Source organism: Cyanobium sp. Lug-B (assembly GCF_024345635.1).
Lineage (GTDB): Bacteria > Cyanobacteriota > Cyanobacteriia > PCC-6307 > Cyanobiaceae > Cyanobium > Cyanobium minutissimum.
This window is the reverse complement of the sequence record NZ_JAGQBM010000024.1, coordinates 22,988-40,089: the sequence shown is the minus strand read 5'-3', so window position 1 is coordinate 40,089 and position 17,102 is coordinate 22,988. Positions and strand designations below refer to the sequence as shown.

The window sequence follows — 17,102 nt, the reverse complement described above, 5'->3', positions numbered from 1 at the left end:
GGCCACGAGAGCGGGCAGCCGGGCCTCCAGGGCCCTCCGGCTGGGAAGGGCCTCGCCCGCCGCCCGCCTGCCCCCCAGCCAGAGCAGGCGCACCGGCGCCATGTCGTCGGGCCCGCTTCGCCGCGAACGGGCCAGCACCGCCGGCACCGGCAGGCCGGAGCGGGGCAGGCCCGACGGCGCCATCAGGCCGTTCAGGCTCCCGATCAGCGCCGGAGTCGAGCGGCGGTTCTCCTGCAGCGCCAGCACGCGCGCCGCGCTGCGGCGGGCCAGCCGGTAGGTGTCCAGGTCGCCGCCGCGGAAGCGGTAGATGGCCTGCTTCGGATCCCCCACCATGACCAGCAGGTGGGCATCGCCGGGGAAGGCCAGCCGCAGGATCCGCCACTGGACCGGGTCCGTGTCCTGGAATTCATCGATCAGGGCGGCCCTGTAGCGCTCACCCACGGCCCGCAGCAGGGGGGTGGGGGCCGTGGCCTCCGGGCCGGGGTCGAGCCCCTCCAGCAGCTGGGCGAAGCCGATGCTGCCGCTGCGGGACCGCCTCCGGGCCAGCTCCGCCCGCCCCCAGTGGCAGCCATGCAGCAGCACCGTCTCCGCCGGGCCCTCGCGCACGGAGGCCACCGCCTCCAGGAGCCCGTGGCCGGGCAGCCGGATCGGCCGCTCCGGACCCTCCGCCTTGCGGGCGGCCTTGCAGAAGGGGTCGGGGTGGAAGTACGACCCCAGTTCCTTCTGGGCCATCAGGGCGGCATAGCTGCCCCCCTCCGGCTGCTGGGTGAGCCAGGCGTCGACCACCTCGCTGCGATCGCTTCTGGGTTTGACGGCATAGGGCGTGGTGGCGCTGGCACCGGCGGCCCGCCATTGGGCGGCGGCGGCGCGGAAGGCCTGCTCCAGGTCCCGGCCCCCGTCCGACCAGGCCTGCCGGAACCGCGCCCAGGGGGCCTCCCAGAGGGCCTCCAGCTGCTCGGCCAGCGGGCGCTCCAGCCCCAGACCCGCCGGCAGGGGATCGAGGGCCAGGCCGGGGTCGCCATCCAGCTGGCCCAGCAGCCGCTCCAGGTCCCCCAGGTCGATGGCCTCCGCCAGCCCCTCCACCAGGTGCAGGGGCAGGGCCAGCACCTGCTGCTGCCAGTAGTCGTGGGCGACCTGGCGCACCAGGTCGGCGGCGTCGGCCTCCAGCGTCAGCTCGGGGGGGCGGGCGGCTTCCATGGCGTGGCGCCGCAGGGTGCGCTGGCAGAAGCCGTGGATGGTGGTGATGTCGGCGGCGTCGAGTTCCTCGAGGGCCAGCAGCAGCAACCCCTGCACCGCGGCGCGGGCGGCGGGCTCGGCCGGCTGGCGCGCCAGCCATTCCACCAGCACGGGATCGGGTACCGCCCAGCCGTCGGGGGCCTGGAGGCCGGTGAGGGCCTCCTGGAGCCGTCGGCCGATGCGATCCCGCAGTTCCGCCGCCGAGGCGTTGGTGTACGTCACCACCAACAGCTCGCGCAGGCCGATGCGCTTCTCCACCAGAAGCCGCAGCACCAGATGGGCCAGGGCGAAGGTCTTGCCGGTGCCGGCGCTGGCCTCCAGCAGCACGACGCCGTCAGCGAGGCTGACGCCGTTGGCTTCAAAGGGCCCGGGCTCGGCGGGGCCGTCGCCGGCGGCAGGCGTCATCGCTCCACCTCCGCCGCCAGCAGGGGGGAGAAGAGCTCGCTGGCCAGGGCCAGGAGCTCCGGCGTCAGCAGATCGTCCGCCGCCAGGCCGGCGCCGAAACAGGCCTCCATCTCGGCCCGATCGCGCTCGCCGGCGTGGAAGCCGGAGCCTTCCCAGGTGCCGGCGGCCCGGGCCCGTCCCTGGCCAGGTTTCTTGCGCTCGCCTGCCACGTGGCTCCAGCCCGTCTCCGGCGGCACCGGCCAGCCCCGGGAGCGCCACTGCCGCTGCAGGCCCGCCAGACGGTCGAGCTCGTCCCGTGCCGCCTCCTGCTCCGGTGCCATGAGCTCGAGCACTGGCAGATAGCCATCGCCGTCCCGGGCGATCAGCACCCCCCGGCTCGGGCGGGGACCGGCGGCGCTGGCGAGCAGCAGCTGCAGCCAGAGCTCCAGCCGGTGGCTGACCCGGGCCTGGGCCGTGTGCGCCAGCACAACGGCCTCGCCCCGCCAGGGGATCGCCGCCTGCCAGGCACCCCAGTGGTGGCTGCGGCGTCGGGGGGGGCCGAGGCCCTCCAGGGCGTTCACCAGGCCCGTCCAGCGGCGCTGCAGGAGCTCCGCCTCCATCGCGCCCGCCGCCCCGGGCGGCAGCAGGCCCTGACCCCGGTGCCGGTCGAGCCAGTCGGCGGCCGACCGGGGGGCCTCTCCGCCGGGCTCCGCATCGCTGCGCTCCAGCGTCCCCCGCAGCAGGGAGGAGCGCTCCCGCTCCCCGAGGGTCAGGGCCTCGAGGTCGTCGACCCGCTTCTCCCACTCCCCGGGCCGCAGGCCCAGGGACCGCAGCCAGTGCTTCTGGGGGGCCACCAGCCAGTCCCGCAGGTCGGTGTAGGCGTCGCTCCCGCCGGCGGGAGGCGCCTCCTGGGGGGTCGCCCCGGCCAGGAGCGCCGCGGGCGGCACCGGCCGATCGCCGGCCAGGCGGCGCACCGCCTCCAGCAGCCGCCGGTCACAGCTGGGCGCCTCCCGCCCGCCTGCGGGCAGGAAGTTGCGCCGGTCGAGGGGGTTGGCGGCGTGCTCCACCAGCAGTTGCCCCATGGCTTCCGGATCCAGCTGGCCGGCCAGCCACTGCAGCCACTGGCGCACCGGCCCGGACGGGGGCAGGTCGGCGCCGCTCCGGTCGTCGCGGCAGCTCCAGCTGAGCAGCAGGTGGTCCCGGGCGGAGAGCAGGGCCTCCATCAGCACGTAGCGGTCCTGGTCGGCGGGGTGGGGATCGCCGAGCTGTCGCTGCCCCTCCATCAGATGGAAGGCGGGACGGTCGCCCGCCCGGGGAAACTGCCCCGCGTCCAGCCCCATGAGCACGATCACCCGGTAGGGGATCGCCCGCATCGGTTCCAGGGCACTGATGGTCAGGGCGCCGCTGCGGTGGCCGAAGCGGCCGCTCTCGGCCCCGAGCAGCTCCTGCAGCGCGGCCGCCACCACCGGGGCCTCCAGCGACAGGGCGCAGGCCTCGGCGGCCGTCTGCCAGGCGTCGATGGCCCCCATCAGCTCGCTCCGCTCACCGGCGATGTCGCCCGTGTCCCCGAAGAGGTCATCGATCAGCCGCCGCAGCCGCTCCGCCCAGACGCTCACCGTGCCGCCCCGGCGCAGCTCCGCCAGCCAGTGGCGCAGCCGCCCCAGCAGGTGCAGCCAGCGCCCGGTCAGCTCCATGGGCACCCCCGCCTCCCAGGGGGCGGTCTCCCCGGGCGCCAGGCCCGCGTCGGCGGGCAGCACCAGACCCAGCAACAGCCGATCGATCGTCCAGGCCAGGCTGTGGCAGGGCGGGTCCTTCTCCTCGCCGTCCAGGCCCCAGCGGAAGCCCGCCTCCTGCAGGGCCTCCACCAGGCGGGCCGCCTCGCCCAGCTCGAGGCCGAACCGCTCCAGCAGGGGCCGGCTGCCCAGCAGGGTCTCCAGGCCGGTGGCGGTCAGCCGGGTGCCGGCCAGCTCCAGGAGCTGCAGCAGGGTGCTGCCCAGCCCCGCCCCGTCCTGCTGGCTGCGGTCGGTCAGGCGCCAGGGGAGTTCCACCTCCGTGGCATGGGCATCGCCGAACACCGAGGCCACCAGGGGGGCGAATCCGTCGATGTCGGGCGTCATCACCAGGATGTCCCGCGGTTCGAGGGTGGGGTCGGCCGCCAGGAGCTGCAGGAGACGGTCGCGCACGATCTGCACCTGGCGCAGCCGGCCGGGACAGGCGTGGAACTCCAGGGAGTGGTCCTCCGGATCCAGGGCCAGTGCCGGCATCCGCTCGGCATCGGCCAGTTGCTCCTGCAGCTGGGCCAGCAGGGGGGGCCGGGTGGTGCCGGCGGCGGGCGAGAAGAACAGGTCGCGCTCCTGCTCCTCCCCCAGCTGGGCCTCGCCGGTGCCCTCCAGCAGCTGCTGGAATTCCCCCCCCAGGCGGCCGAAGCGGGCCTCCAGGCCCGGGGCCTCCAGCAGCCAGGCGGCGTCGAGGGGCTGGCTCAGGGCCAGGGCGTCGCTGAGCTCCCGGCGGCGCTCGCCGCAGCGCTGCCAGAGATTGCGGCAGGGCGTCAGCAGGTAGAGGTCCACCGGCCGGTGCCGGCTGAGGGCCTGCAGGAGCTGCACCTGGATCGGGGCCATGCTGCTCAGGCCGAAGAGGCGCAGGGTGCCGCCGCCGGCCGCTGCCGGGGGAGGGCTGCCGCGCCGCAGTCGGTCGATCAGCGTCTGCACCCGGCGCCCGAACGGTTCGGCGCCCAGCTCCGCCCGCAGGGTGCGATACAGCAGGGGCTGCCAGCACTGGCTGTCGGGCAGGGGCCGGCCGCGGCCATCGATCGCCTGCCCACTCTCCCAGGCCTGCAACAGCTCGGGCCGGTAGAGGGCGTAGTCGTCGAAGGCATCGGCGATGGCCCGCCCCAGCTGCCAGTGGCCCAGTTCCAGCCGCGGTCCCGCCCCCCTGTCCGCGAGCCAGCGGCGCAGCGGCTCCCCCTCCGGCGCGGCGGCGACCGCCGGCAGCAGGTCGAGCAGGGGCCAGACGAGCCGGTCGGCACGCCAGGGATCGACGACCCCCGCCGTGGGGACCTCTCCGACGGGGGCCAGCAGCTGATCGACCAGCTGGCGCAGGTGGCTGCCGGGGAAGGGAAAGCGCAGGTTGGCGGCGATGCCGCCGAGGTGCTCGGCCAGCTGCTCACCGAGCCAGCGGCTGGTGGGCCAGGTGTTGACCACCACCTGGACCTGCTCGAACGGGTCGGGAGGGGTCAGGCGGAGCTGAGTGGCCAGCAGGCGGGCCAGGAACTCGGCCCGGTTGCTGCGAAAGACCGTCAGCAAAGGGGTGGGCTCAGAGGGCCCGGCTCATCGCCGAGCCGGAGGTTGGGGCCGCCATCGGGCGGTCCGCCGCCGCCGGGTTGCTGACCTGCCGCGTCTGCCGTGTTTCCGGGCAGTAGGCGGTGAGATCACCGCCGTAGCAGGCGCCGGTGTCGAGCAGGACGATCGAGCCGACGCGCCGCAGGCCGGGGCCGGGCGTGTGGCCGACGATCACCTCGCCGAAGCGGTCGTCGTAGGCCTGCCAGAAGGCCAGCCTCACGTTGAGGTCGGGCTGCCAGGTGCGGGGATCGAAGCCGGCATGGGTGGCCACCCAGCCCTGACCCCAGTAGGCGAGGGGCAGCTGGTCGAGGCGGTCGCGCCAGAGGCGGCAGCGGGCCTCCCCCAGCTGGCGGTAGGTGTCGTTGCCGTTCAGGTCCGGCCGGCCGGAGGCCAGGCCCGTGTCGAGCTGACGCACCAGATCCCGCTCGTGGTTGCCTTTGAGCCACACCGCCCGCTGGCGACGCACCAGGTCCCAGACGAGGTCCATGGCCTCCTCGATGCGGGAGCCGCGGTTGATCACGTCGCCGCAGAACACCAGGCGATCGCCCGCCGGCAACTGGACGAGAAGGCGCTGCAGAGCTTCCGCACATCCATGCACATCACCGATGACCCAGTGGCGGGGTGGCTGGTGATGGGGTGGACGCCGGTCCGGGAACGTCATCAAGAGGGAAGCTTCCCCCCAAGTCTTGCCTCTGGAGTGGGCTTCTGTCACCCCCGCCGGCGCCGGCGGGCCTCCAGCGCTGATACGGTGCGCCCTCGGTGCACCCTGGAGGCAACGGGCGATGGACCTGAAGGATCTGCCGGTCACGCAGCGCGTCAACGCCCTGGTGAAGGCCCTCGACGGGGCGAAGCGCACCAACGAGGCCCTGGCCCGCTGCAGTGACGGTGAGCAGATGCTGGATGTGCTGCTCGATGCCTCGTCGCGGCTGGGGCTGGGTCTGACCCGCTGGGAACTGCAGAACACCCCGCCGATCCGGGACTGGATCTGGTGGAAGAACAAGGAAGCCCCCCTCACCATCGGCGACAGCAAGCCGCGCTACCAGCAGGACGGCGGCCAGGGCAGACCGCGCCCCGCCGGATCGGGCCAGGACGAGGGTCCCGACGAGCCCCGGCGGCGGTTCCTGGGCCTGTTCTGAGCGGGGCCGGACCGGCAGGCGCCCCGTCCAGCCCCTCGCTCCGGGTCAGTTGAGGGTGGCCAGGGGGTCGGGGATCGTGGCGCTGGGGGCCTCGAAGCTGCCCACGGCCACGAACTCCAGGCGCAGCTTCATGAAGGTGATGAACTTCTCGTCGGTGGACACCACCGCCGCCGCCGGCCGCGGAACGGCGGCCACGGTGGCCGCCAGCTCGGGGGCCTCCAGGAAGGCGGGACGCTCCAGGAGCCAGAAATCGATGGCCTTGTCCTTTTCGGCGTAGTTGCGCTGGCGCTCGCGCAGCACCTCCTCCAGGGGTTCCTCCTCGAGCAGGAAGGCGCGGCTGGCGGCGACGAAGTGGTAGCGGGTCATGGCGGGAGGGGCCTCAGGGCTGGCGGTCGCCGAACAGCGGGTCGCGGCGGGGATTCTGCACCAGCGCCCGCATCTGGCGCACCGCCTCCTGGAGGCCCACCACCAGGGCGCGGGCCACGATCGTGTGGCCGATGTTCAGTTCCTCCATCCCCTCGATCGCGGCGATCGGCTCAACGTTGTGATAAGTGAGGCCATGGCCGGCGTTGACCCGCAGGCCGAGGCCCCGGGCGATGGCGGTGGCTTCGGTGATCCGGGCCAGCTGGATCGGCTGCTCCCCCCAGGCGGCTTCCGCATAGGCGCCGGTGTGCAGTTCCACCCAGCGGGCGCCGCACTGGCGGCAGGCCTCCAGCTGGGCGTCGTCGGGGTCGACGAACAGGCTGACGCCGATGCCCGCCTCCATCAGTCGCCCCGTCAGGGGCGCGAGGCTCTCCACCTGGCCGGCCACGTCCAGGCCCCCTTCGGTGGTCACCTCCTCGCGGCGTTCCGGCACCAGGGTCACCATGTCGGGCCGGACCCGCAGGGCGATCGCCTCCATCTCCGCGGTGGCCGCCATCTCCAGGTTCAGCCGGGTGCGGACGGTGGCCCGCAGCAGCTCCACGTCCCGGTCCTGGATGTGGCGCCGATCCTCCCGCAGGTGCACGGTGATGCCGTCGGCGCCGCCCAGCTCGGCCAGCAGGGCGCAGCGCACCGGGTCGGGCTCCACGGTGCGGCGGGCCTGCCGCACGTTGGCGATGTGGTCGATGTTGACCCCGAGGCTGGCCATGGGCGGCGGGTGGCTGAAGCGATCCTGATCGCACCGTATCGGTCGCCGGGGGTGCGGCCGCAGGCCCAACTGCCCGCTGCGGTCCGGCAAGGGGGGGATCCAGCCCCTAGCTTCGACATCGACGTTCTGCCGGATCGAGAGTGTTGGCGGCGCAGACGCCCTCCGGACCAGGCCTCTCTCCGCTGGTCAGCCAGCGGGAGCGTTCCCTCTGCAACGGCATCAGCCCCTGGCTGTCCCCCGTGGCGATGGTGGTCACCATCGACCTGGCGCTGCGGGGCTATTTCGGCGAGCTGACGGTGCTCGATCGCGAGCACCTGCCCCGCGACGGTGCGGTGCTGCTGGCCCCCACCCACCGGGCCCGCTGGGACGCGCTGATGCTCCCCTGGGCGGCGGGCCGCCGGGTCACGGGCCGGGACTGCCGCTTCATGGTCACGGCCGATGAGATGAAGGGGCTGCAGGGATGGTTCCTGCACCGCCTCGGCTGCTTCCCGGTGAACCAGGGACGCCCCACCCTGGCCAGCCTGCGGTTCTCGGTGGAGCTGCTGGCCTGTGGTCAGCAGCTGGTGGTGTTCCCCGAGGGCCGCATCCGGCGCGAGGACGGTCCGATCCGTCTGCACCAGGGGCTGGCCCGACTGGCCCTGCTGGCCGCCAGTCAGGGCGTGGACGTGCCGGTGGTCCCGGTGGGCCTCGCCTATGGCCACGCCGATCCCCGCCCCGGTGACCAGGCCGCCGTCTGTTTCGGCCGCCCCCTGCGGGCGGCGGGCCAGGGACGCCAGGCGGCCCTGGACTTCAGCGCCGAGCTCGCCGCCGCCATGGAGTCGGCCGAGCAAGCGGCCCGCCTCGTGGTGGGTCGCCCGATCGGCTCCCCGTAAAGTTCGGCCGTTACCCGTCAGGCGTCGACGTGATCAGGCCTTCCGCCGTTTCTGTCCTCCGATCCGCCCGGCCATCGGGCCTCGCCGGGGTCTGCGGCAGCTGCCTGGCCCTGCTGGCCCTGGCCCAGCCGCTCCTGCCGCCGCCCGCCCGGGCCCAGGCCGCTCCCCAGACGGTCCAGCCCGCCGGCACCGATCTCAACCTTTCTGCGGTCAAGACCCTCCTGTCGCGGGGCGATGCGGCGGTGGCCAGCGGCAACCTGGCCGAGGGCCGCCGCCTCTACGACCTGGCCCGCGATGCCAGCCGCCGCCTGCTCGGCTTCTACCGCGACCTGAGCGGCTCCTTCCGGGGTCTCGATGCCCGCATCCCCCGGGAGATGGACGACAAGGGCCGGGAGGCCCTGACCCTGCTGGCCGAGTCCAACCTGCGGCTGGCGGCCCTGTTCCGCCGCCAGAACCAGCCCGAGGTGGCCATCCCCCTGCTGGTCGAGGTGGTGAAGATCATGACTCCCACCAACGAGGCTGGCCGCAAGGCCTACCAGCAGCTGGTGGAGCTGGGCTTCGTGATCACCCCGTACAACGCCCCGGGATCGACCGCCGGTGGGTGATCGTCCTTAGATTCCAGCCTTCCGTCATCTCCCCGATCCCCGCCGCCATGGTGCAACCGGAGCAGGTCAAGGACGCGATCCTGCGCGCGCTCCCCGATGCCGCCGTTGAGGTGGAGGATCTCACCGGGGGCGGTGACCACCTGCAGGTGAAGGTGGTGTCCGGTGCCTTCGCCGGCCTCAACCGGGTGCGCCAGCACCAGCTCGTCTACGGCGCCCTGCGCAGCGAGCTGGCCAGCGAGGCGATCCATGCCCTGGCCCTGCAGACCTCCCTTCCTTCCTGACGTTCCCCCTCCGCGATTCCGACCATGGATGCCAGCACCCGTCAACGCATCGACGCCCTGATCAGCGCCAGCCCGGTGATGGTCTTCATGAAGGGCAACAAACTGATGCCTCAGTGTGGATTCTCTAACAACGTCGTCCAGATCCTGCAGTCGCTGGGTGTGCCTTTCGAGACCTTCGACGTCCTCTCCGACATGGAGATCCGCCAGGGGATCAAGGAGTTCTCCGACTGGCCCACCATTCCCCAGGTGTATGTGAAAGGGGAGTTCCTCGGTGGCTCCGACATCCTCATTGAGATGTACAACAGCGGCGAGCTGCGCGAGAAGCTGGAAGTGGCCCTGGCCTCCTAACGGCTCCGCTCCATCAGCAGGCGGGGCTGGCCGTCGGGCCCCAGGAAGCTGGAGGGGTCCTGGATCCAGCGGTCGATCAGTTCCTCCAGCCGGCGCTGGGAGTGGTGATCCAGCACGGCCGTGCGACGCAGGGCATGGAGGTAGCCGTCCGCGTACAGCCGCAGCTCGGAGGGCCCGTGGTGACGGTCGGACAGGGCCTGGCAGGCATCACACAGGGACTGGAAGTGGCGGATCGCGTCGGGGTGTTGGAGTGCTGTCATGGCTGGGGTCGGGCCCCTGGGGTCATGGTGGCGGCGAGAGCCGGCAGATGGCACCATCCTGCCGTGCCGGGACCGTCATCCGGGGGCGGACAGTTGACAAGGCATCGCCCGTCACCGGCGTCCCCGCACATTTCCAGTTAGCGTTGGCACACTCAATCGGCTGTCGGCACTTCCGCTTCTGATTTCATCGTGATGCCGAGGAGATGCCCGTGGCCCAGGACAAGCTGACTGACCCAGGAGGAACACCTCGCCGCGTCCTCGTGGTCGACCCCCACGCGACCCTCCGCACGGTTCTTGCCCAGCGTCTGCGCCAGGATGGGCATCTGGCCGCCGCCGTCGCCACGGCCCGCGAAGCCCTGGAGATCTGCCAGGAGCAGTCCCCCGATCTGCTGGTGAGCGCCGAGCTGCTCGAGGAGACCTCGGCCCTGCGCCTCGCCGCCCAGCTGCACTGCCAGGTGATGGTGCTCACGGCCCGCTCCGGTTCGGAACCCGTGGTGGCCCTGCTCGATGCCGGCGCCGACGACGTGCTGCGCAAGCCCTTCGGGCTTGAAGAGCTGGCGGCCCGCTGCCGCACCCTGCTGCGCCGCAGCGGCAGCGGTCTCCAGGAACGGGTCTGTGTGGGCCCCCTGGAAGTGCACCTGCTGCTGCGTCAGGTCACCCTGCGGGACCAGCCGGTGGAGCTCAGCCCGCGGGAGTTTGCCCTGCTCTGCGCCCTGCTGATGCCGCCGGGGGTGGTCCGCAGCCGCCAGGAACTCCTGCGCATGGCCTGGCCCCCCTTCAGTGGCGGCCCCCGCTCGGTCGACACCCAGGTGCTGACCCTGCGCCGCAAGCTCGAACAGGCCGGACTGGGGGAGGGCGGCGCCATCGAAACGATGCGGCAGCAGGGTTACCGCTTCAGTCTCGACACCCTGCCGGAGTTCAGCGAGGAGGCTGCCGGCGCCGCCGGCTCGGGTCTGCTGGTGTCGTCCCCAAGCAGCGCCTCCCGCCTCAACTAGGGACGTTCAGGCCGGCCGCAGAATCAGGGCCGCCGCTTCCCCCGCAAGCAGGAGCCCACACAGCAGGGCCAGCAGCCGGTAGGTCCAGGGTGGGCTGATCCGACCGATGCCCTCGGTGGCGATGCCGGTGGCGGCGCTGAAGCGCTCCAGAAAGTCCTCGAAACGGGCCACCCGTTGGGGCAGCAGCCAGGCGGCGCCACTGCGTTCCCCCTCGGAGCTGGCCGTGCGCACGTAGTACACCCTTCCGCCCTGGCTGGTGGTGACCGGGGTGAGGGCGGTGATGCGATCCCAGGGCAGCTGCCAGCCACGGCGCAGCAGCCAGGAGCACCAGGGGGGATGGCCCACCCGCAGCTGGCGCTCGTCCAGCTCGACCCGCTCACTGGTGATGGCGACCACCAGCAGCAGGCCGGCGATTCCGGCCAGCAGCAGGGGCAGGCGCAGGGATGGCGGCGCCAGCACCGGCAGGGGCAGGACGAGGGCCAGGTAAAGGGCGAGCAGGGTGAAGCGGATCAGCGGCGCCATCGGGTAGCGCTGGGCCGTCGGGGTGGGGCTCATCGGTCGTCGGCGGAACCGGGCAGGGGCTCGATCACCTCCGAGGGCTGGTAGCGGCCCCCGAACACCTCCGCCTCCCGCCCTTTCCAGAACTCGCCCAGCCGCATCAGGTCGGCGTGGGCCTCCCCGAGCCGTTCGACGTACTCGTTGGGCTCCATGGTGTCTTTGGCCTCCTTGAGCTTGCTGAGCCGCAGCAGGTGCCACACCCAGGGTTTGCCCATCTCACCGCGGGCCTCCAGGTAGCGCGCCAGGTCGGAGGAGCTGGGAATCGGAGCCGCCATGGATGCGCAATAAATGTTTACACATTTTACGGCCGCCCCTGCTCCGGCGTGGCCGGCCGCCCGGGTCGCGGCTGGTGGCTGGGCCGCCGGTCAGTAGAGATCGGGCCGGAGATCCTCGTGGTAGCGGGTGGCGGCGGGATGGGTGGGCCCGTACTCGCCGGGCCGGCAGTCGGCGATCAGCAGCGTCGGCTCCGGCCGTGCGGCCGCCAGGACATCGCCATGGGGGCCGCAGATGACACTGTTGCCCAGGTACGCCGCCATCACCCGGCCGTTCACCGTTTCCTCGCCACAGCGGTTGGCGTAGGCCACGAAGCAGCCGTTCTGGAAGGCGTGGGCGGGGATCAGGGTGCGGGACACATCCGGGTAGGGCCGGTCGGTGCGCTCGCCGGTGCTCAGCTCGGCCCAGGCATCGGCGGCGGTGGGGATCAGCACCAGCTGCGCCCCCTCCAGGGCCAGCCGCCGGGTGAGCTCGGGGAACTCGGCCTCATAGCAGTTGAGCAGGCCCACTCCCATCCCGTTCACCGGCTGGACCGTGAACGCCGCCCCTTCCTCGGTGTGACGGTAGCCGGCCGTCCAGCAGCGTTTCTCGTCCGGCCCCCAGAGGTGGGTCTTGCGGTAGTTGCGCAGCAGGCTGCCGTCCCGGTCGAACAGGGCAATGGCGTCGTAGAAGCGCTCCTCGCCGGCCACGGTGGCCCGTTCGGGGTAGGGACAGGCCACCGCCAGACCGTGGCGGCGCGCGGCGGCCGCCACCCGCCCCAGGCTGGGGCCCTCCACCGGCTCGGCCAGCTGCCGCGCGATGGCGGGCGTGACGATGTAGCCGCTCAGATACAGCTCGGGGAAGGCCAGCAGCTGCACCCCCTGCCCCGCCGCCAGCTCACAGACCCGCTCCAGGCGCTCCAGGTTCTCTTGGACGGCCTCGGGGGTGCCGGCGCTGCCGCTGCCCTGCCAGATCCCCAGCCGCAGGCCCTCGCCGGCGGCCGGTGGCTGCGGCCTCACGACGCAGTGCAGGCGATGGTCGGGAACCATGGGCATGGGGTGCGCGGCAGCGGAAGAGTTGATGGGCTCCGGCCGCTTCAGGCCGGCAGGTTCCAGGGGTTGAGGCCCAGGTCGGCGCCGATGCGGTGGGCGCAGGCGAAGCCGCTGAAGGCCACCGCGTTCAGGCCCTGGCCGGGGAAACAGGAATCCCCGACGCAGTAAAGGTCGGGGATGGCGGTGCGGTTGAAGGGCATCGGCAGGAGGCCGGGCAGCCGCAGGGCCGGCACCGGCCCGTAGCTGCCGCCGTGGCGGCCCAGGAAGCGGCGGTGGCTGCGCGGGGTGCCGATCTCCCGGTGGGTGATCGCCCCCTCCAGGCCCGGCAGGATCGCCTCCAGGCGGCGGATCAGCCGGGTGGCGGCGGCCTCCTTGGCGGCCCGGTAGGCCCCCGGCGCCAGCCCCTGCCAGGGGGCCATCTCCGAGGGGGTGAAGGTGTGCACGATGTGGTGGCCGGCCGGGGCCAGGGAGGGATCGAGCAGCGTCGGGATCGAGACGAAGATCACCCCCTGCTCGGCCTCCATGTCCTCCCAGCGCTCCAGCAGCAGGTGGTGGACATGGCTGCCGGGGGGGATCGCTTCGGCCCGCACCCCCAGGTGCAGGGAAAGGAAGGAGGAGGAGGGCCGGTAGCGCCGCCGCCAGGTCTGCTCGGCCGCCGGCGTGTGGGCCTCGTCCACCAGGGAGCCGAAGGTGTCCCAGCGGGTCGCGTTGCTCACCACCCGGCGGGCGCGGATCTCCTCGCCACTGGCCAGCCGCACCCCCACGGCGCGGGTCTGGGGTCCCTCGCCCTCCAGCAGCACCTTCACCACCCGCGAGCGGTAGTGAATCGTGCCGCCGTGGCGGCGCAGGCCCGCCACCAGCTTCTCGGCGATCACGCCGACGCCGCCTTTCGGGTAGTTGATGCCGCCGGCGTGGCGATCGGAGAACACCATGCCGGCGTTGATCATCGGCGTGCGATCGGCGGGCATCACCGACCAGCAGAAGCACTCCATGTCGATGAACTTGAGCAGGGCCGGATCGCTGATGTGGGCACGGGCCACGGCGCCCACGTTCACCGGCAGCCAGCGGGCCAGCCCCAGGCAGGCCAGGGGCGCGCGGAAGAACACCTTGGCCAGGTAGGCGGGGTCCTCCAGCGACAGCAGCGGCATCGCATCGAGGCAGCGGAACACCTGCCAGCAGGTGTCGTAGAAGGCGCGGATCCCCTTGGCCTCATGGGGGAACAGGGCGGTGAGATCAGCGATGAAACGCTCGTAGTCGCGGTCGACCGCCACCGACAGCCCGCCGGGCAGGTGGTAGGCCAGCTGGGCGGGGTCGGGGATCGTCTCGCAGTGCTCCCCCACGTCGGCCAGGGCGCGGGTGAGCAGGTTGGTGTGGCCCTGGGTGCCGAAGCCGAAGATCATCGAGGCGCCGACGTCGAAGGTGTAGCCCTCGCGCCGGAAGCTGCCGCCGCTGCCGCCGGGGATCAGGTAACGCTCCAGCACCAAGACCTGCGCCCCCTTGGCCGCCAGCTGGCTGGCGGTGACCAGTCCGCCGATCCCCGAGCCGATCACGACGACGTCCCAGGGGCGGCCATCGGCCGCGGTGAGGGGGGCGGCGGCGGAAAAAGGGACGGTGACGGTCACCGGAACCAGGCGAACGGGAGCGGCCCGACCCTAGGAAGCGGCCCGGCTCCGGCGGGCGGGCCGGCTCAGCCGGCGGCCATCGCCACGGCGGAAGTTGCGGCCTGGCGTTGTGCGTCCCAGGCGGCCAGGTCCGCCAGGGCCCGATCGCGGTAGGCCCCGTAGCGGCGGCGTTTGTCGCGGATGCGCTCCGGCAGCTCCGGCATCAGGCCGAAGCTGGGGGGCATGGGCTGGAAGCCCCCCTTGCGGGCGCCGTGGCTGCGCTCCACCTCACTGATGAAGGCCAGCAGGGCCCCGGCCATGGTGGTGGGCGGCAGGCTCAGGGGCGGCAGGCCCCGCACCAGCCGGACGGCGTTGGTGCCGGCCAGCCAGCCGCCCGCCACCGCGGCGGCGTAGCCCTCGGTGCCGGTGATCTGCCCGGCAGCCAGCAGGGTGGGCCGCTGGCGGAACTGCAGGGTGGGCTGCAGCAGCTCGGGGGACTCCAGAAAGGTGTTGCGGTGCATCACCCCGAAGCGCACGAAGGAGGCGTTCTCCAGACCGGGGATCATGCGCAGCACGCGCTGTTGCTCGCCCCATTTCAGGTTGGTCTGGAAGCCGACGAGGTTCCAGAGCTGGCCGTCCTTGTCCTCCTGGCGCAGCTGCACCACCGCATGGGCCCGTTTGGCGCGGCGCACGTCGCGGTCGTGCAGGTCGCCCCAGCGGGGATCCCAGAGGCCGATCGGCTTGAGCGGGCCGTAGCGCATGGTGTCCTCGCCGCGGCGGGCCAGCTCTTCGATCGGCAGGCAGCCTTCGAAGAAGGTGGCACTCTCCTGCTCGAAATCCTTCAGCTCCGCCTTCTCGGCCTCCAGCAGGGCCGTGCGGAAGGCGAGGTACTGCTCCCGGTCCATGGGGCAGTTGATGTAGTCGGCGTCGCCTTTGTCGTAGCGGCTGGCCCGGAAGGCCACCGACAGGTCGATGCCCTCCCCCTCCACGATCGGGCTGGCGGCATCGAAGAAGTGGCAGGACTCCCGGCCGGTGAAGCGCAGCAGGTCGTCGGCCAGGGCGGCGCCAGTGAGGGGCCCGGTGGCCAGCACGGCGATCTCCTCCGGGTCGGGCAGCGCCAGCTGCTCGCGGCGCTCCACCGTCACCAGGGGATGGGCCTCGACGGCGGCCGTGAGGGCGGCGCTGTAGCGGCCCCGATCGACGGCCAGGGCGCCGCCGGCGGGCACCGCATGGACGTCGGCGGTGCGGATCACCAGCGATCCCAGGCGCCGCAACTCCTCCTGCAGCAGGCCGGCGGCCCGATCCGGGGAGAGGGAGCCGAAGCTGTTGCTGCAGACCAGCTCGGCGAAATCGCCGCTGTGGTGGGCCGGGGAGGGGCGCACGGGCCGCATCTCCACCAGCCGCACCGGAATCCCGGCCTCGGCGATCTGCCAGGCGGCTTCGGTGCCGGCCAGACCGGCACCGATGACAACAACCATCAGGCGCGGGCGCGCTTGAGCATCAGTTGCAGCTGACCCACGGCGGCGCGGCCGATGTTGAAGGCGGCCCAACCCACGGCCAGGAGGATCGGAGCAGCGACGAGCAGCAGCCGGAGGTCCATGGCGGGGGAGGGAAAAACGATGGCGGGATCCTAACGGAGTCCAGCGTGAACCTCCGCCAGCTGGCGATAACGATCCGCGTGCTGGCGCTGGGCTTCGATCGCGGCCGGGTCGAGCTGGCGTTTCACCACCGCCGGAGCCCCCATCACCAGGGCGCCGGCGGGCACGTCGCGGGTGACCACCGAGCCGGCCGCCACCAGGGCCCCGGCCCCCACCGTGACGCCGTTGAGCACGATGGCACCGATGCCGATCAGGCAGCCGTCCTCCAGCGTGGCGCCATGGATGACGGCCCGGTGGCCGATGGTCACATCGTTGCCGATGGTCACGGGCTGGCCCGGGTCCCCGTGCAGCACGGCGCCGTCCTGCACGTTGCTGCCTTCCCCCACCCGGATGGCGCAGACATCCCCCCGGGCCACGGCGGTGGGCCAGAGGCTGGCCCCCGCCGCCAGCTCCACATCGCCGATCACCACCGCCGACGGGGCCACCCAGGCGGCGGCGTGGATGCGGGGGGCGTCCCAGCGGCTGGGCCAGGGGTCAGGGCTGGGCATGGGGCGTGGCCTCGATGGGGGGCAGAGTGCGGCGGCCGGTGGGCTTGGAGAGGGTCACCGCCGGGTGATAGCTTCCCCAGCGACGGGTCGCTAGCTCAGCGGTAGAGCATTCGGCTTTTAACCGACTGGTCCTGAGTTCGAATCTCAGGCGACCCATCCCTTTCCCTGAACAGCTTCATTGAAGGCCCGATCCGTCGGCCTCGATGGTGCGGTTTCAGCCCAGCTGCACCATCCCGCAGCGGACCCCCTTGAGCACGGCCTGCAGGCGGTTGTTGACGCCCAGGGTCTGGAGCAGGCGCTTGGTGTAGGTGCGGGCCGTGGCGTCGCTCACCACCAGCTTCTGGGCGATCTCACGGTCGCTGAGGCCGCTGGCCAGCAGGTCGAGCACCTCGTACTCCCGCGGCGTCAGCCGCGGACAGCTGAGGTAGGGGAGCTTTCCGGAGCGCAGGGAGGGGCTGCGGTAGGAGTGGTGGCCCATCACGGCGATCACGGCGGCCTGCAGGGGCCGCTGGTCGTCAACGATGTCGGCTTCGGCCACCACGGCCTCCAGCCAGGGGGCGTGCTCGTACTCCGCCGGAATCACATCCCCGAGGGCCAGCATCACCACCTTGAGGTCGGGGTAGAGCTCCTTGGCCCGGCGGGTGAGGTCGAAGCCGTTGCCGCTCTCCAGGTGGTCGGTGCAGAGCAGCAGGTCGTAGGGATCCCGCTGCAGGTAGTCGAGGCAGCCCTGCTCGTGGGTGATGGCGCAGCCGATCAGGCTGCGGTCGCTGATGCTCTCGCACAGGGCCCGCAGCAGGAAGCGGCCCTTCATGGCGATCGCCACCTTTCCGCCGGACGCCACCGAGAGCAGCACCGCATCGAAGGTGTTCCCCTCCAGGCTGCCCAGGAACGGCGTGAGATCCATGGTGG

Annotated in this window: 20 protein-coding genes and 1 tRNA gene; 7 read left to right on the top strand and 14 right to left on the bottom strand. The window is 72.5% G+C overall.

Annotated elements, in window-relative coordinates; translation table 11 throughout:
* From KBY81_RS07955 to KBY81_RS07945, 3 genes are all read right to left on the bottom strand, one after another.
* A partial coding sequence (locus KBY81_RS07955) for an exodeoxyribonuclease V subunit beta (RefSeq protein WP_254976178.1) occupies positions 1 to 1,641 on the bottom strand: 1,641 nt, incomplete at its 3' end.
* Positions 1,638 to 4,922: an exodeoxyribonuclease V subunit gamma gene (locus KBY81_RS07950; protein ID WP_254976177.1), complete on the bottom strand. Its 3,285-nt coding sequence runs from the start codon at positions 4,920 to 4,922 to the stop codon at positions 1,638 to 1,640. The genes KBY81_RS07955 and KBY81_RS07950, both read right to left, overlap by 4 nt.
* Positions 4,923 to 4,932: 10 nt before the next feature.
* Positions 4,933 to 5,619: a metallophosphoesterase gene (locus KBY81_RS07945; RefSeq protein ID WP_254976176.1), complete on the bottom strand. Its 687-nt coding sequence runs from the start codon at positions 5,617 to 5,619 to the stop codon at positions 4,933 to 4,935.
* 121 nt (positions 5,620 to 5,740) lie between these two features.
* On the opposite strand from KBY81_RS07945, the gene KBY81_RS07940 reads away from it, so the two are divergent.
* The gene (locus KBY81_RS07940) at positions 5,741 to 6,094 is read left to right on the top strand and encodes a hypothetical protein (RefSeq protein ID WP_254973052.1); all 354 of its coding nucleotides are present in this window, start codon (positions 5,741 to 5,743) and stop codon (positions 6,092 to 6,094) included.
* 45 nt (positions 6,095 to 6,139) lie between these two features.
* Here KBY81_RS07940 and KBY81_RS07935 read toward each other — a convergent pair whose 3' ends face one another.
* Together KBY81_RS07935 and KBY81_RS07930 are read right to left on the bottom strand one after the other, a co-directional pair.
* On the bottom strand, positions 6,140 to 6,460 hold the full coding sequence (locus tag KBY81_RS07935) for an MgPME-cyclase complex family protein (protein WP_254976175.1): 321 nt from the start codon (positions 6,458 to 6,460) through the stop codon (positions 6,140 to 6,142).
* A gap of 13 nt (positions 6,461 to 6,473) precedes the next feature.
* Positions 6,474 to 7,223: a pyridoxine 5'-phosphate synthase gene (locus KBY81_RS07930; protein WP_254976174.1), complete on the bottom strand. Its 750-nt coding sequence runs from the start codon at positions 7,221 to 7,223 to the stop codon at positions 6,474 to 6,476.
* Between the two features lie 143 nt (positions 7,224 to 7,366).
* Here KBY81_RS07930 and KBY81_RS07925 point away from each other — a divergent pair, with 143 nt between their 5' ends.
* Genes KBY81_RS07925 through grxD form a run of 4 tightly spaced genes read left to right on the top strand, consistent with a single transcriptional unit; the run spans position 7,367 to position 9,329 of the window.
* Positions 7,367 to 8,095 carry a 1-acyl-sn-glycerol-3-phosphate acyltransferase gene (locus tag KBY81_RS07925; RefSeq protein ID WP_219904444.1) on the top strand — a complete coding sequence of 243 codons (729 nt, stop codon included), beginning with the start codon at positions 7,367 to 7,369 and terminating at the stop codon, positions 8,093 to 8,095.
* 29 nt (positions 8,096 to 8,124) lie between these two features.
* A complete protein-coding gene (locus KBY81_RS07920) occupies positions 8,125 to 8,700 on the top strand; it encodes a hypothetical protein (protein WP_106222640.1) in 576 nt (191 codons plus the stop codon).
* A gap of 47 nt (positions 8,701 to 8,747) precedes the next feature.
* Positions 8,748 to 8,981: a BolA family protein gene (locus KBY81_RS07915; RefSeq protein ID WP_015108536.1), complete on the top strand. Its 234-nt coding sequence runs from the start codon at positions 8,748 to 8,750 to the stop codon at positions 8,979 to 8,981.
* Between the two features lie 24 nt (positions 8,982 to 9,005).
* Positions 9,006 to 9,329: a Grx4 family monothiol glutaredoxin gene (gene grxD / locus KBY81_RS07910; RefSeq protein ID WP_106222641.1), complete on the top strand. Its 324-nt coding sequence runs from the start codon at positions 9,006 to 9,008 to the stop codon at positions 9,327 to 9,329.
* On the opposite strand, the gene KBY81_RS07905 is transcribed toward grxD, so the two are convergent.
* Positions 9,326 to 9,589: a DUF6761 family protein gene (locus KBY81_RS07905; RefSeq protein ID WP_015108534.1), complete on the bottom strand. Its 264-nt coding sequence runs from the start codon at positions 9,587 to 9,589 to the stop codon at positions 9,326 to 9,328. The two genes, grxD and KBY81_RS07905, sit on opposite strands and share 4 nt — an antisense overlap.
* A 203-nt stretch (positions 9,590 to 9,792) precedes the next feature.
* Here KBY81_RS07905 and KBY81_RS07900 point away from each other — a divergent pair, with 203 nt between their 5' ends.
* On the top strand, positions 9,793 to 10,584 hold the full coding sequence (locus KBY81_RS07900) for a response regulator transcription factor (RefSeq protein WP_106222642.1): 792 nt from the start codon (positions 9,793 to 9,795) through the stop codon (positions 10,582 to 10,584).
* Positions 10,585 to 10,590: 6 nt separating this feature from the next.
* Here the strand turns inward: KBY81_RS07900 and KBY81_RS07895 are convergent, their stop codons facing one another.
* From KBY81_RS07895 to KBY81_RS07865, 7 genes are all read right to left on the bottom strand, one after another.
* Positions 10,591 to 11,139 carry a hypothetical protein gene (locus KBY81_RS07895; RefSeq protein WP_254976173.1) on the bottom strand — a complete coding sequence of 183 codons (549 nt, stop codon included), beginning with the start codon at positions 11,137 to 11,139 and terminating at the stop codon, positions 10,591 to 10,593.
* A complete protein-coding gene (locus KBY81_RS07890) occupies positions 11,136 to 11,417 on the bottom strand; it encodes a hypothetical protein (RefSeq protein ID WP_254976172.1) in 282 nt (93 codons plus the stop codon). Before KBY81_RS07890 ends, KBY81_RS07895 begins: the two co-directional genes overlap by 4 nt.
* Positions 11,418 to 11,507: 90 nt before the next feature.
* Complete coding sequence (locus KBY81_RS07885) at positions 11,508 to 12,449, bottom strand: carbon-nitrogen hydrolase family protein (RefSeq protein WP_254976171.1); 942 nt, start codon at positions 12,447 to 12,449, stop codon at positions 11,508 to 11,510.
* 41 nt (positions 12,450 to 12,490) lie between these two features.
* Positions 12,491 to 14,068, bottom strand: a complete 1,578-nt coding sequence (gene crtH / locus KBY81_RS07880) for a carotenoid isomerase (RefSeq protein ID WP_254976170.1) — start codon at positions 14,066 to 14,068, stop codon at positions 12,491 to 12,493.
* Positions 14,069 to 14,133: 65 nt separating this feature from the next.
* A complete protein-coding gene (gene trmFO, locus KBY81_RS07875; RefSeq protein WP_106222646.1) occupies positions 14,134 to 15,525 on the bottom strand; it encodes an FADH(2)-oxidizing methylenetetrahydrofolate--tRNA-(uracil(54)-C(5))-methyltransferase TrmFO in 1,392 nt (463 codons plus the stop codon).
* The gene (locus tag KBY81_RS07870; protein ID WP_015108528.1) at positions 15,525 to 15,647 is read right to left on the bottom strand and encodes a photosystem II protein Y; all 123 of its coding nucleotides are present in this window, start codon (positions 15,645 to 15,647) and stop codon (positions 15,525 to 15,527) included. The genes trmFO and KBY81_RS07870 overlap by 1 nt, the downstream gene beginning before the upstream one ends.
* A gap of 30 nt (positions 15,648 to 15,677) precedes the next feature.
* Complete coding sequence (locus tag KBY81_RS07865) at positions 15,678 to 16,193, bottom strand: gamma carbonic anhydrase family protein (protein WP_254976169.1); 516 nt, start codon at positions 16,191 to 16,193, stop codon at positions 15,678 to 15,680.
* Positions 16,194 to 16,277: 84 nt separating this feature from the next.
* On the opposite strand from KBY81_RS07865, the gene KBY81_RS07860 reads away from it, so the two are divergent.
* A tRNA-Lys gene (locus tag KBY81_RS07860) sits at positions 16,278 to 16,349 on the top strand.
* A 58-nt stretch (positions 16,350 to 16,407) separates the two neighbouring features.
* Here the strand turns inward: KBY81_RS07860 and KBY81_RS07855 are convergent.
* On the bottom strand, positions 16,408 to 17,097 hold the full coding sequence (locus tag KBY81_RS07855; protein WP_106222648.1) for a response regulator transcription factor: 690 nt from the start codon (positions 17,095 to 17,097) through the stop codon (positions 16,408 to 16,410).
* Between the last annotated feature and the right edge of the window lie 5 nt (positions 17,098 to 17,102).